This window comes from Spirosoma koreense (assembly GCF_054777875.1).
In genome coordinates this window covers 290241-304531 of the sequence record NZ_BAAHAC010000027.1, presented here as the reverse complement: position 1 = coordinate 304531, position 14291 = coordinate 290241, and the positions used below count along the sequence as shown (strand labels likewise).

Genomic DNA, 14291 nt, shown 5'->3' with positions numbered 1-14291 from the left:
CAGATTGTCACATCCTGGATAATCCTTGCATTTACACGAATCCTGCCTGGCTGCCCGCGTAGGCCGGATTATTCCTGCTCGAGTAGAAACGCTTTGATGAACGGATCGATATCGCCATCCAGAACGGCCTCTGTATTCGATGTCTGATGGCCGGTACGATGGTCTTTCACACGCCGGTCATCCAGCACGTACGAGCGAATCTGCGATCCCCACTCGATTTTTTGCTTACCAGCCTCTACTTCGGCGCGGGCTGCGTTTCGCTTCTGCACTTCAATTTCGTAGAGTTTCGATTTCAGCAAGCGCATCGCGACCTCTTTGTTCTGCAACTGGCTGCGCTCCTGCTGACACTCGATAATCAGACCCGAGGGCCGGTGACGAAGCCGAACGGCGGTTTCTACTTTGTTGACGTTCTGGCCACCCGCCCCGCCCGATCGGAAGGTATCCCAGTCGATGTCGGCGGGATTGACCTCGATCTGAATGGTATCGTCGACCAGCGGATAAGCAAACACCGATGCGAAAGATGTATGCCGCCGGGCGTTGGAGTCGAAAGGAGAAATCCGCACGAGTCGGTGAACTCCATTTTCGGACTTCAGAAATCCATATGCCAGTGGTCCGTCTACCTCGATGGTGGCCGATTTGATCCCCGCCGTATCGCCTTCCTGGTAGTCGACCTGTTTAAGAGCGTAGCCATGTTTCTCGGCCCAGCGCATGTACATCCGGTACAGCATGTCGGCCCAGTCCTGGCTTTCGGTACCTCCTGCACCAGCGTTTATTTCCAGAACTGCGCTAAGCTGGTCCTCTTCATTGCCAAGCATTTTTTTCAGTTCCAGATCGTCGAGCGTAGCCGTAACGTTACGGCCTTCTTCATCGACTTCTTCTTCGCTCACCTCGCCCGCTTCATAGAATTCAAACAGGGTTTCGAGGTCACCGAACTGACTGTTGAGTTTTTCGTAGCTGCTGGTCCAGCCTTTCAGGGCTCGCACCTGTTTCATAATGCCTTCGGCCCGGGCCGCATCGGTCCAGAATTCGGGCTGAAAAGTTTGCTGTTCGAGTTCAGCTAATTGTTCTTTTTTAGAGTCGTAGTCAAAGATACCCCCTTAGAGCCTCTACTCTGGCTCTCAAGTCGGTCAACTGGTCGGTTGTCATGAACTTGTCGTATTGGTTGTGTTGGAAAAGAAAGCAGGGGCCGCTTACATAACGATACCTCCCAACGGCTTTCATTGGCAAAGATAGAACAAAAGAACGTGGGGGAGAGGTTTCCGGTCCAGCCCGTTGGCAGACGAGTGACCCGGTATCAACTTTTCGGCCTACCTTTGCGTTCTCTTCGTAAGAAGGTTTCTTAATTATTCACTTTACAATCTATTCATTAACTAATGGCTTCACCGTACGATGTAATCGTTGTGGGTAGCGGGCCGGGCGGCTACGTAGCAGCTATCCGGGCGTCGCAGTTGGGTATGAAAACCGCCGTTATCGAGCGCGAGAGCCTCGGCGGCATCTGTCTGAACTGGGGCTGTATTCCCACCAAAGCCCTGCTGAAATCGGCGCAGGTTTTTGAATATATCAAGCATTCGGCCGACTATGGTATCACGGTTTCGGGCGAATCGAAGCCCGACTTCGGGGCGGTTATCAAGCGGAGCCGGGGTGTAGCCGATAGCATGAGCAAGGGCGTTCAGTTCCTAATGAAGAAAAACAAGATCGATGTTATTTTCGGGAACGGAAAGATCAAACCAGGTAAAAAAATCGATGTAACGAGCGCCGATGGGAAGGTGACGGAGTACGAAGCCAAACACATCATTATTGCCACCGGCGGACGCGCCCGTCAGTTGCCCAATGTTCCTATCGACGGATCAAAAATAATCGAATACCGCAAAGCGATGTCGCTGGAGAAACGGCCCGATTCGCTGCTGGTGATCGGTTCTGGCGCTATTGGGGTTGAGTTCGCCTACGTGTATGCCAGCATGGGTACCAAGGTTACGATTGTCGAATTCCTGCCCAACGTGGTGCCGGTTGAAGACGAGGATATCTCGAAAGAGTTGGCTAAGCAATACAAAAAATTTGGGATCGATATTTATACCAAATCGGAAGTAACGAAAGTGGACACCAGTGGTAATGGCTGCAAAGTGTTCGTGAATACGCCCGATGGGGAAAAAACGTTCGACGTCGACGTTGTCCTGTCGGCAGCGGGCGTTGTGGCTAATATCGAAAACATTGGTCTGGAAGAAGTGGGTATTGCCGTTGAGCGGGGCAAAATCGTTTCCGATGATTATTACCGCACCAATGTGGATGGTTATTACGCCATCGGCGACGTGACGAAAGGGCAGGCCCTGGCGCACGTAGCTTCGGCCGAAGCGATTATTTGTGTTGAAAAAATTGCCGGCTTACCACACGTAGAACCGCTGAACTACAACAACATTCCTGGCTGTACGTACTGCACGCCCGAGATCGCATCGGTTGGCTATACCGAAAAAGCAGCTCGCGAAGCGGGGTATGAGCTGAAAGTTGGCAAATTCCCTTTCTCGGCTTCGGGAAAAGCAAAAGCGGCCGGAACCCCGGAAGGCTTCGTAAAAGTGATTTTCGATGCTAAATACGGCGAGTTTCTGGGCGCTCACTTCATCGGAAACAACGTAACCGAAATGATTGCCGAAGTGGTAGCCGCCCGCAAGCTGGAAACGACCGGTGAGGAAATCCTGAAAGCCGTTCACCCGCACCCGACTATGTCGGAAGCCATCAAAGACGCCACCGAAGCGGCTTACGGCGAAGCGATTCATTTGTAATAAATGAATAATGGAAAATGTACAGTGAATAATACGTTCGCCAACAACCATTATTCATTGTACATTTTCCATTATTCATTTACTTCAATATCTTCCAGTGCATCAGGCCAAGCTTGGTGAACATATACAGGACTGAAGTCCGCAGAACACCAAGTCCGTAGATGGAACTGCGCCGGAAGTTGATCGAGGAGGCTTCATCGAAATACTTTGTAGGACAGGTGACTTCGCCGATTTCATAACCCTTGTAGAAAATCTGGGCGATCATTTCGTTGTCAAAAATGAAGTCGTCGGAGTTGTGCGTAAAATCCAGACTTCGTAGTACCTCGCCCGAAAACGCCCGGTAACCCGTATGGTACTCCGACAGTTTCTGATTCATCAGCAGGTTCTGAGTGAACGTCAGGAAGCGGTTGGCAATGTACTTGTACATTGGCATACCACCTTTCAGGGCACCTTTTCCCAGAATTCGGGAAGCAAACACAACCGGATACAGGCCATTGCCGATGATGGATATCATGGCGGGCAACAGCATCGGTGTGTATTGATAGTCAGGGTGGAGCATTACTACAATATCTCCGCCGAGTTCGAGGGCTTTAGCATAGCAGGTTTTCTGGTTGCCACCATAGCCTTTGTTCTTGTCGTGCCGGATGACGTGCCGGATCCCTAACTGGCGGGCTACTTCGACGGTATTATCGGGGCTGGCGTCGTCGACTAAAATGACATCGTCAACTAAATCGAACGGAATTTCGCGGTAAGTACGTTCCAGCGTCAGTGCTGCCCGGTAGGCCGGCATCACCACAATCACTTTTTTGTTGTTGAACATGGCGGCAAAATTAAGCGGTCGGTGTGACTATGCCAATAATTTTGGCAATTGCATCCATTTCCTTCGCCAGATTGGGCGTAGATTTGTTCTTTAATCCACAGCACAAATGGATTTGGGCCTTAACCGGCTGTATATTTAGCGATTATGTTTTCCAGCGAAACCTTGTTTTTTCTTGCCTTTGCCGCTTTTGTCCTCACTATTATGATTATTGATCTTGGGGTTTTCTCCAAAAAGCAAAGTCATGTAGTTCATTTTAAAGAAGCGGCCATCTGGAGTGCCATCTGGGTTGCTTTATCCGTTGCTTTCTATTTTTTCCTTCAGAATTTCGGTTATCTAGTTCACGGCATCGATTCGTTTGCCCGCCTGAAGGAAGTTCGGGACCTCTATGCCGAGCACGTCGTTTTTGTGCCGGGCAATTTTGCCGCCAGCCTGGCCCGGTTTCAGGCCAACATGTCTCTGGAATACATCACGGGCTATCTGGTCGAGTACTCGCTTTCGGCCGACAATATTTTTGTCTTTATCCTGATTTTCAATTCGTTTGGTGTTCACGAACGCTACTATAAAAAAATTCTGGTTTGGGGAATTCTGGGAGCGATTGTTCTGCGATTCATTTTTATTTTCGTCGGGTCGGCCTTAATTCAACGGTTCGAATGGATCATGTACCTGTTCGGAGCATTTCTGGTCTACACAGGTATTCAACTTTTTTTTCAGAAAGAAGAAGACGAAAAAATCGAGCCATCGAAGCACCCCGTCATTCGGTTTGCCAGCAAGTATCTGAATGTTTACCACCGCAACGTCACAGATAATTTCTTTATCCGCCGAAAAACCGATGGAAAACTGTTTGTTACTCCGCTTTTTCTGATCGTAATCGTAATTGCATTCACCGATCTGGTATTCGCTGTCGATTCGATCCCGGCTATTTTTTCGGTCACCAAAGATCCCTACATCGTTTTCTTTTCGAATGTTTTTGCCATCATGGGGCTACGTTCGATGTTCTTCTTCTTATCCAGTATCATGAGCCAGTTTCGCTTCCTGAAAGTAGGTCTGGCTGTTTTGCTGACCTTTATCGGCGCTAAGATGCTGGCTGAACACTGGCTGGCTGAGCAGGGATTCAAGCCAGTTTATTCACTTTACATCATCATCGCCATTCTGAGCATCAGTATTTTGGCTTCCTGGCTGATTCCTGAAAAAAAGGAAGAGTAGCGCGCCATATCGCACCCGGAACGACCCGAGAGCCGCCTACGAACAAGCCGCTAATGGTTTTCCCCTATCTAATAGCAGCGCCGATCAAGCAATAGCACCAATAAATTTTCGCCTGTAGGCGGCTCGCTATCAATATCTATTTACCTTTGCTTTAGAATTAGTCTAAATAGTTTCGTCGCTATCGGCTTTACTGTGCAGCTGCCAGGTCGAAATGCCGCGAAACGTCCGCCTGAACAGCAATGAATGTAAAGGCAAACAACTGACTAAACGGACAATGGGGAAAAAACTGGTTGGAAAACTTCACCTCTGGCTTGGATTAGCGTCTGGGTTGCTGGTGTTTATTGTGGCTACCACAGGTTGTATACTAGCCTTCGAGCAGGAAATCAAGACCGTTCTGCGCCCTTACCAATACACCGAGCCGGTGGCTAAAGCCAGCGTTCTGCCTCCCTCTCGCTTACAGGCAATTGCCGAAGAAGCACTCGTAGACAAACCTGCTAAAGCCGTTATTTATGGCGGGCCTGGTAAAAGTGCCATCGTATCCTTTTACGCGGTCGATCCAGATTATTACTACCAAGTCTACCTGAATCCTTACACGGGCAATATTCTGAAAATACAGGATGAAGAGACCGATTTTTTTCACTTCATTCTGCACGGCCATTATTACCTATGGCTACCAGAATCTGTTGGACAGCCCGTGGTTGCTTATGGGACGCTGGTTTTCACGATTCTATTAATTACGGGTATCGTACTGTGGTGGCCTAAAAACCTGTCTAAAGCCAATCGGGATAAAAGCTTTAAAGTAAAATGGAAAGCAAAATGGCGACGGGTTAATTATGACTTGCATAACGTACCGGGCTTTTATGCTTTATTTTTTGCCCTGATTCTTGCCTTAACCGGTATGACTTTTGGCGTTCAGTGGTTTGCCAACTCCGTCTACTGGGCAACGACAGGTGGTAAAACGGCCCCTGCTTTCTCGACCCCCTTATCGGATACGACCGTAGCCCGGCGGTTTGCATCGCCTGTCGATGTGGTCTGGCAACGGTTGGTAAAGACCATGCCCACAACGGCTGGCGTATATATCTCCACGCCCGAGAAAGCGTCAGAATCTATTTTCGCATATGTGAACTACAAACCTGGCACTTATTACAAGCTCGATTACTATTCGTTCGATCAGCAGACGCTAAAACGTATTCCGGGTGAAGGACCATACGCGGGCCCGTATGCCAAAGCGGGTTTTGGCGATAAGCTACGGCGTATGAATTACGATATTCATACCGGTGCTATTCTGAGCTTGCCGGGTAAAATTATGGCTTTCTGCGCCAGTCTTGTCTGCGCTAGTTTGCCCATTACTGGCTTTATGATCTGGTGGGGGCGACGGAAAAAGGCCAAAAAAGATAAACAGGCACTGAAGTCGGTTGGTCCGGCGAAAAAGATGTATCGCCCCGCCCGGGTCCACTGACAGAATTTACGGCCGAACCGACGTTCGGATGAACAGGATTTTTTACCTTGCTAAGCGTTACCATCCTGCTCATCTTATAAATTCTGTCAAGTAGTTGGCGGTTCAGACATCCGTGAAAATTCCTGTTCAGACGTCCATCCTCAAAACCTTTCGCCGACGCTTAACCAATCTTAGCAGCCGTAACCGCTCGTTGGTACTGACGAGTTTGCCGGCCGGCCAGTTTCTGGATTTACAGGAAACAGATTTTCTGCTCAATAAACCTTCTTTCAGTCTTCTTACCGACCTCATCAGCCGTAAACCTTCTATAACTGTCTGCGAGGTGCTGGATGCTCGACAGGAGCGCAGCAATGAAGTTAGTCGTAAAATCCGCCGAATTGATCGTACGGCTCGGTTCATCGAAGACGAGCGGGGCACGGAAGATTTATATGTAGGTTGGCCCTTTGTGAAAGGAAAGTTTCTCGACGATACGGTCGTTCATGGGCCGCTTTTGTTTTTTCCGGTAAACATTGAACAGCAGGGGAAATTCTGGAAGCTTACACGCCGGGGTGATGAACTGGCATTTCTGAACCCGACGCTGGCACTGGCTTATGGGCAGTTCAATCAGGTAAAGCTGCCCGACGACGTTGTCGAGAAAACCCTGGATGATTTCGACCGCGACCCGCTAGTGTTTCGCACACAGTTGTATGAATGGCTGAAAACCACTCCTCTCGAGATCAATTTCAACCAGGATTTGTTTGCCGATAAGCTTCAGTTTTTCAACAAACAAACTGTAAAAGATCTTACCCAGCTCGAACGAACCGGCGAACTAAAGCTATATCCGGAAGCTGTGCTCGGTATTTTTCCGCAGGCGGGTTCGTTTCTTGTTCCGGATTACGACATGCTGATTGCGGAGGGGGAAGAGAGCCGGGAAGAGGGTAATGGGTCAGAGCAGGAAGAAGAGAATAAGGAGGTAGTGCCTTTTACTAATTCCTCCCGCACCCTGCTCCCCGCGCAACCCCTGCCCGAAAAATTTATCCACACCCCACTACCCATGGATGCCTCGCAGGAAGCAGCGGTACGGGCGGTGAAAGCAGGTCAGTCGTTGGTGGTGCAGGGGCCGCCAGGTACAGGTAAATCGCAGCTCATCGCGAATTTGATGGCCGACGCGGCTGCGTCCGGGAAGCGCGTCTTGCTGGTTTGTCAGAAACGGGCGGCCCTGGACGTAGTACAGGAGCGCCTTTGTCAGGTCGGTATGGCCCCGTTTTTGGCGCTGATCCATGATTTTCAGGATGACCGACGGGCGCTCTATGTTCAGATTGCCACACAGATCAACCAGATCGAGGCATATCGTCAGCAGAATAATAGCCTGAATGCCGTGCTGCTCGAGCGCGATTTTGACGTGGAAAGCCGGCGAATAGATGAATTGATTACTGACTTGCAGGCTTTCAAAGCCGCTCTGTTCGATACGAATGAATGCGGGTTGTCTGCTAAAGAACTGTACCTAACCAGCGATTCTGATGCACCTACCATCAGTTTGGAAGATAGTTATTCACAATTTCATTTTACAGCTGTGGATAACTTTATCAGCCGATTGACAAACTACGCGGCTTATCGGCAGCGTATAGGTACGGATCATCTCTGGCAAGAGCGGGTTGATTTTACTTTCTTTACCAACGCGGATTTAAGTAGAATCGAGCAAGGCATTAGTCGTTGGTCGCAACTTCGCGATGCAGCAAATGCACAGACAACAGCCTTACTAACCGCTCCGCTTCCATTGCCGGCTCTATTGGCGTGGCTGGGGCACGACTGGGAACTAACGGCCTTACTGACGTTGCTGGAAGTTTCTGATGCGTCTGAACTCTGGGAAGTGGTTAAGATGCTCCGGACGCTTCCCGGTCATCTTGCTTTAACGGTCGATGAAGCAAAACTTGAGCAGATTGCACAAGCCTGGGATGAATCGCTGGAAACGCCTGGCCCTGAAGAATCGCTGGCGACGCCTGATCTACGAGCGTTCCGGGATTTGCTGACAGACGCCCTAAGGGCTCGGACGTCCTGGATTAGCTGGAATTGGTGGCAACTGACCAATGCCGGAAGTAAGCGTCTTCAAATCCTGGTTCGGAGTAATGGGTTGAAGATGACCTTAACCGATTTACAGACATTAGCCACAAAAATCGATAAGCGCATCCGACTGGAAGCTACCCGTTATGAAGCCAGTGCCCTGTTGGCCGGGTTGTCGCTCCCGGAGTCCGCTGCCAGCCTGCGTCTCGTTCGCCGAGCGCAGCACCTCACGGAACGAGTGAAGGGAATTATGCCGTTGCAACTGCTGCCGGAGGCAGGCTGGCAGACGCATGAGCATTTCGTAGCGGGTGTAACAACACTGCTGAATCTTGCCGCAATGGTCGGGCAGGAACAAACGGCGCAGGAGCTTAACCTGACCGCTGAGCAGATAAGGAATAGCTGGCAGGATGAGGTATTTAGTCAACAGCTTAAGCACACACTTCGGGCTGATTTTGATTTTCTAGTAGAAGCCGACCGATTGTGGGCGGGGTTTTCGGCGCCTGAGAAAGCGGTCGTTGAGCGGTTGCAATCATTCGAAACGACCCAATGGACCAGGGTTTTCCAAACAAGCCTGCGTCGAACCTGGCTGGAGCATCTTGAGGTAAAATATCCTGAATTGCGTAGTGTGTCTTCGCTTAAAATGAGTCAGTGGGAACAGAGCCTACAGACGAGCATACTGCAAAAACAGCGCCTGAGCCGCGATATTCTGCTGGTCAGGCTGCGCGGACAAACGTACCGGAACCTGACACTCAATCGCCTGAACAACGTAGTGACTTACCGCGATTTACTGCATCAGACGACCAAGAAGCGCAATGTCTGGCCGGTTCGGAAACTAATGGAATCGTTTGCGGAGGAAGTGTTCAAGTTAGTACCCTGCTGGCTCGCATCGCCCGAATCGGTTTCGGCTATGTTTCCCCTGCGCGAAGGCCTGTTCGATCTGGTCATTTTCGATGAGGCTTCCCAATGCTTTGCCGAAAATGGTATCCCAGCCATGGTTCGAGGACACCAGGTTGTTGTGACCGGCGATAATCAGCAGCTTCGTCCGAGCGATCTCTATCGAATCCGGATCGACGAAGCCGGGCAGGAAGAAACCCTACCTGCCGCCCTGGAAGTCGAGTCCCTGCTCGAACTAGCCGCTCAGCAACTGCCGCAGGTAGCCCTGACTGAACATTACCGCAGCCATTCTCTCGATCTGATCACGTTCTCTAACCAGTATTTTTACCAAAATACTTTATCCCTGCTTCCTTATTTTGAGGATGTGAATCGCCGTGAGCCAGCGATTCGTTACCTAAACGTAAAAGGGATCTGGCAGCAACATACAAACCCAATCGAAGCAGAAGCCATTCTCAAGCTCCTTGGTCAGATCATGACCGAATTACCGGGGCGCTCGGTAGGAATTGTCACCTTCAATTACCCGCAGCAGCAGCTGATTCAGGATATGCTGGAAAATAATATTTCGGACGAGCTGCCTTCGGAAGCGGGCTTGCCTGAGACATTGCAGCTATTCGTGAAGAACATTGAGAATGTACAGGGCGATGAGCGCGATGTGATCATTTTTTCGGTGGGTTATGCGCCAGACGAGCGTGGCCGAATGGCGATGCAGTTCGGGAGTTTAAACGCCCGTGGTGGCGAAAACCGGCTTAATGTAGCCGTTACGCGTGCCCGCGAGCGGGTGTACGTAGTGACTAGTCTCTGGCCCGAACAATTAAGCGTTGCCGAAACGGCCAATGAAGGCCCTCGCTTACTAAAAGCGTATCTGGGATATGCCCTGAACGTTGCTCAGGAACAATTTTGTCCTGTTCCGTCCGGCCAACAGGCCTTACCCGCCAGTTCCTTACTGAAAAATAAACTAACTCGTCAGCATCCCGACTGGAAACCTGAATTGCCATTTGCCGATCTGACGGTTAAAGCCGGGGACCAATACGAATCGCTTGTTCTGACGGACGATGATTTATACTACCAGCAAACACTGAAGCAGTCGCATGCGTATCTACCCATTGCCTTGCATCAGCGCAAATGGCCCTTCCGGCGAATCTGGAGCCGCGAGTTTTGGCGTGACAACGAATATACGGGAACGGTTCGGTAAGGAACGAAAAAGCCTGAGTTTCCCCAGGCTTTTTCGTTAGTCGTTCATCATGTTGATAAACTGATCGAATAAATAGTGCGAATCGTGCGGGCCCGGTGACGATTCCGGGTGGTATTGCACCGAAAAAGCGGGTTTGTCTTTTCGCCGTATTCCCTCAATCGTTTTGTCATTGAGGTTAACGTGCGTCAGCTCAACATTTGGGTGGTCCATCACTTCATCGGCTTTCACCGCAAAACCGTGGTTCTGCGACGTTACCTCGCAATGGCCCGTTATCAGGTTCTTAACCGGGTGATTCAGACCCCGGTGGCCATTGTGCATTTTATAAGTTGAAATACCACTGGCCAACGATAAAATCTGATGTCCTAAACAAATGCCGAAGAGCGGTTTGTCGGTTTCCAGCGCCTGTTTAACGGTTTCGACGGCATAAGGCATAGCTGCCGGATCGCCAGGTCCGTTAGCTATGAAATAACCATTGGGCTTCCAGGCCGCTAATTCCGCATGTGCAGTACGCGCCGGAAAAACTTTGCAGAATACACCCCGCTGATTGAAATTGCTCAGAATGCTCCGTTTTACCCCCAGATCGAGTACAGCTACCCGTAGCCGTGCTTCCGGATCGCCCTGTTCATAAGCGTCTTTCGTACTAACTTCCGACGAAAGTTCGAGACCTGCCATGTCGGGAACCTGATGTAACTTGGCCAGCAATGCAGCCGGATCAAGATTTTCGGATGAAATAATACAGTTCATCACACCTTTCGAGCGGATGTAACGGACCAACTGCCGGGTATCTACCCCATGAATCCCGACAATATTCGCCCGTTCAAAATAGTCCTGGAGCGAACCGTCTGCTGTATAACGCGAGTGAATATTGGAAAAAAAGTTGCAGACCATGCCGCGGATTTTTACACCATTCGACTCTTGTTCAGCATTGTTCAGCACCCCATAGTTTCCAATATGGGAGGTAGTGTTGATAATTACCTGGCCATAATAGGAAGGGTCCGTATAGATTTCCTGGTAGCCGGTCATGCCTGTGTTAAAGCAGATTTCGCCAGCGGCTGTTCCAATCTTTCCCAGGGCTAGCCCTCGGTATACTGTACCATCCTGTAAAACCAGTAATGCTTCAGGTTGCTGCGTGTGTTTCATCTATGCGTTTGTACTTAATAGACTAAAAAAAAGGGCTAACCGTTGCGGTTAACCCATTTCCATATGACGTGTTTGTCAATCACTATTCCGTTTCTTTACCACCTTTCAAACGATCCTGTAGCGCGTTCAGTTCATCCCATTTGCCATCGCGGGCCAGGGCTGCCTGTTCGTTCCAGGTAGTTGCGTCATGTACGTTGAACCGGGAACCGGCTTCGGTCAGCACTTGTTGAACCGTTTCATCCTGGGCGTCGGCTAACTGCGCAAAGGTAGTAATACCTGCGTTGTTGAGCAACTCTGCAATTTTCGGACCAATGCCTTCAATCTTGGTCAGATCGTCGTTGCTACTGGTCGTCGTTGCTTCAGCTGTAGCAGGGGCTTCTTCAGAGGCTACCGGCGCTGCTTCTACTTCTACCGCAGCGGTTTCAGCAGCTGGTGCACCCTGACGCGAACCACCGCTCCGACGGCTCCGACGGGTTTTGACCGTAGCAGTTGCCTTTTCTGTAGCCGCAGCGATCAGTAATTCATTGAAGTCAACTAACTCGATCAGGCAGGTGTCAGCGTTATCACCCAGCCGATTGCCTAGCTTGATGATCCGCGTGTACCCGCCAGGACGGCTGGCAATTTTGTCGGCTACCGTACCGAACAGCTCCTTAATCGTTTCTTTATCGTGCAGTGACTGAAACACAACACGACGATTTTGGTAGGTGTCATCTTTGGCCCGCGTCAGAATGGGCTCCACAAACTTGCGGAGTTCTTTCGCTTTCGCAACAGTCGTTTCAATGCGCTTGTGCAGGATGAGCGAGGAAGCCATATTCTGCAGCATCGCTTCGCGGTGCGAGTGCGTCCGGCTGAGGTGATTATCTTTTTTACCGTGTCTCATTGTTATCTTGGCTTAAAGCGTGGGGCCTGGAGTGTAGGGTTTACTGACCCCATGCCCCCAACCCTATGCCCAAAACGATTTCTTAATCTTCGTCTAGTCTGTACTTTGCGACGTCCATACCGAACGTCAGGTTTTTTTCCGCAACAAGTTGCTCAAGCTCCGTCAGCGACTTTTTACCAAAGTTGCGAAACTTCATCATATCCGAAATTTCTAACCGAACCAGATCGCCCAACGTCCGTACATCCGCCGACTTGAGGCAGTTATAAGCACGTACCGACAAATCGAGATCAGCCAGTGACGTTTTCAGAAGTTTCCGCATGTGCAGCACTTCTTCATCGACCACATTTTCCTCTTCTGGCTTAGCGGTTTCGAACGTCATGGTCTGATCTGAGAACAGCATGAAATGCTGAATCAGAATGTAAGCGGCACCTTTCAGCGCTTCTTCCGGATGAATCGAACCGTCGGTTTCAATGTCCAGCAGCAATCGCTCATAGTCCGTTTTCTGCTCAACCCGCGTGTTTTCTACGCTGTATTTGACGTTTTTGATCGGCGTATAAATAGCATCGATCGGAATATGACCGAAAGGCAATTCGTTAGCCCGTGGTTCGTCGGCTGGAACGTAGCCACGACCTTTTTCCACGAAAATTTCCATTTCCAGATCCCGCGTGTCGTCGATATGGCAGATTTCCAGATCAGGGTTCAACACCTCGAACGACGGCGAAAATTTGGATATATCACCAGCTTTTAGGACTGATTGTTTTTTTATGTTGACCGTAATTTTGTTGTCAACCATGTCCGAAATCTTCTTAAACCGAACCATCTTCAGGTTCAGGATAATTTCGGTCACGTCTTCAACAACGCCCTCGATCGAAGAAAACTCGTGTAAAACACCTGGAAACTTAACGCTCGTGATGGCGTAACCTTCCAGTGATGATAGTAAAATGCGACGAAGCGCATTCCCAATTGTTACACCGTATCCTTTTTCAAGGGGTTTGAATTCAAACACCCCGTGAAAGTCGTCAGCTTTCTCCACTACGACTTTGTCGGGCATTTGGAACGCTAATATTGACATACGTTTCGCATTTTACAGCAGTTCTCTGCCTTGGCGTGAAGACTGAAATTAGGTTTACGGTTTTTCAGCTTCGGTTTTCGGTACTATTTTGGACATACGACCAGCTTTCTACCGAAAACCAATCAACTGTAAACCGTCGATTATATAAATCCGGCAGAACCCATAAGGAGTTCTGCCAGGGAGCTTACTTCGAATACAATTCGACGATGGCCTGCTCGTTGAAGTTCTCCGGAATCTGGTCACGCTCAGGGTAGCTGATAAACTTACCCGTCAATTGTTGCGTGTCCCATTCAACCCAGTTATAGCGCTTCGTATTACGAGCTGACAGACTCGTGCTAACCGCTTCCAGCGATTTCGATTTCTCGCGTACACCGATCAGCTGACCAGGTTTCAGCGAATAAGAAGGAATGTTGACTACTTCACCGTCGACGATGATGTGTTTGTGAGACACCAACTGACGAGCTGCCCGGCGGGAAGAAGCGATACCCAGCCGATAAACGGTGTTGTCAAGGCGGGCTTCACACAATTTGAGTAGGTTTTCCCCCGTAATCCCTTCGCGAACCTGTGCCCGGTGGAACAGCGCGCGGAACTGACGTTCGAGAATACCGTAGGTATACTTCACTTTCTGCTTTTCCAGCAGTTGGAGCGCATATTCAGACTGTTTCCGTTTGCGGCCCCGACCGTGCATACCCGGTCCGTAATTTTTCTTTTGGAGCGCTTTGCTGGGGCCCATAATAGGCTCACCGAACTTACGCGAAATTTTGGCTTTTGGCCCTGTGTAACGTGCCATTCTTCAATGAATGAATAATTGTGAAACATT

General features: G+C 49.8%; 10 protein-coding genes. 4 read left to right on the top strand and 6 right to left on the bottom strand.

Features of this window, described 5'->3' with window-relative positions:
• Positions 1-68: 68 nt before the first annotated feature.
• Positions 69-1146, bottom strand: a protein-coding gene (prfB, locus tag ACYVC2_RS26785) for a peptide chain release factor 2 (RefSeq protein WP_461107731.1) whose coding sequence is annotated in 2 segments (ribosomal slippage) — positions 69-1085 and positions 1087-1146 — 1077 coding nt in all. Because the reading frame shifts where the segments join, the coding sequence is not laid out codon by codon here.
• A 227-nt stretch (positions 1147-1373) separates the two neighbouring features.
• Between prfB and lpdA the strand changes: the two genes are divergently transcribed.
• Positions 1374-2774: a dihydrolipoyl dehydrogenase gene (gene lpdA / locus ACYVC2_RS26780; protein WP_461107729.1), complete on the top strand. Its 1401-nt coding sequence runs from the start codon at positions 1374-1376 to the stop codon at positions 2772-2774.
• Positions 2775-2853: 79 nt separating this feature from the next.
• Here lpdA and ACYVC2_RS26775 read toward each other — a convergent pair whose 3' ends face one another.
• Complete coding sequence (locus ACYVC2_RS26775; RefSeq protein ID WP_461107727.1) at positions 2854-3594, bottom strand: glycosyltransferase family 2 protein; 741 nt, start codon at positions 3592-3594, stop codon at positions 2854-2856.
• A 144-nt stretch (positions 3595-3738) separates the two neighbouring features.
• Here ACYVC2_RS26775 and ACYVC2_RS26770 point away from each other — a divergent pair, with 144 nt between their 5' ends.
• The 3 genes from ACYVC2_RS26770 to ACYVC2_RS26760 all read left to right on the top strand — a co-directional run bounded on the left by ACYVC2_RS26770 (position 3739) and on the right by ACYVC2_RS26760 (position 10379).
• Entirely contained in the window at positions 3739-4797 is a 1059-nt protein-coding gene (locus tag ACYVC2_RS26770; RefSeq protein WP_461107725.1) for a TerC/Alx family metal homeostasis membrane protein, read from the top strand.
• A 211-nt stretch (positions 4798-5008) separates the two neighbouring features.
• Positions 5009-6256, top strand: coding sequence for a PepSY-associated TM helix domain-containing protein (locus ACYVC2_RS26765; protein ID WP_461107723.1), 1248 nt, complete (start codon positions 5009-5011; stop codon positions 6254-6256).
• A 112-nt stretch (positions 6257-6368) separates the two neighbouring features.
• A complete protein-coding gene (locus ACYVC2_RS26760) occupies positions 6369-10379 on the top strand; it encodes an AAA domain-containing protein (protein WP_461107721.1) in 4011 nt (1336 codons plus the stop codon).
• Positions 10380-10415: 36 nt separating this feature from the next.
• Here ACYVC2_RS26760 and carA read toward each other — a convergent pair whose 3' ends face one another.
• From carA to rpsD, 4 genes are all read right to left on the bottom strand, one after another.
• Positions 10416-11519 carry a glutamine-hydrolyzing carbamoyl-phosphate synthase small subunit gene (carA, locus tag ACYVC2_RS26755; RefSeq protein WP_461107719.1) on the bottom strand — a complete coding sequence of 368 codons (1104 nt, stop codon included), beginning with the start codon at positions 11517-11519 and terminating at the stop codon, positions 10416-10418.
• Positions 11520-11601: 82 nt separating this feature from the next.
• The gene (rplQ, locus tag ACYVC2_RS26750; protein ID WP_461107717.1) at positions 11602-12399 is read right to left on the bottom strand and encodes a 50S ribosomal protein L17; all 798 of its coding nucleotides are present in this window, start codon (positions 12397-12399) and stop codon (positions 11602-11604) included.
• Between the two features lie 82 nt (positions 12400-12481).
• Entirely contained in the window at positions 12482-13471 is a 990-nt protein-coding gene (locus tag ACYVC2_RS26745; protein ID WP_461107715.1) for a DNA-directed RNA polymerase subunit alpha, read from the bottom strand.
• A 184-nt stretch (positions 13472-13655) separates the two neighbouring features.
• Positions 13656-14261, bottom strand: a complete 606-nt coding sequence (gene rpsD, locus ACYVC2_RS26740) for a 30S ribosomal protein S4 (protein ID WP_461107713.1) — start codon at positions 14259-14261, stop codon at positions 13656-13658.
• Between the last annotated feature and the right edge of the window lie 30 nt (positions 14262-14291).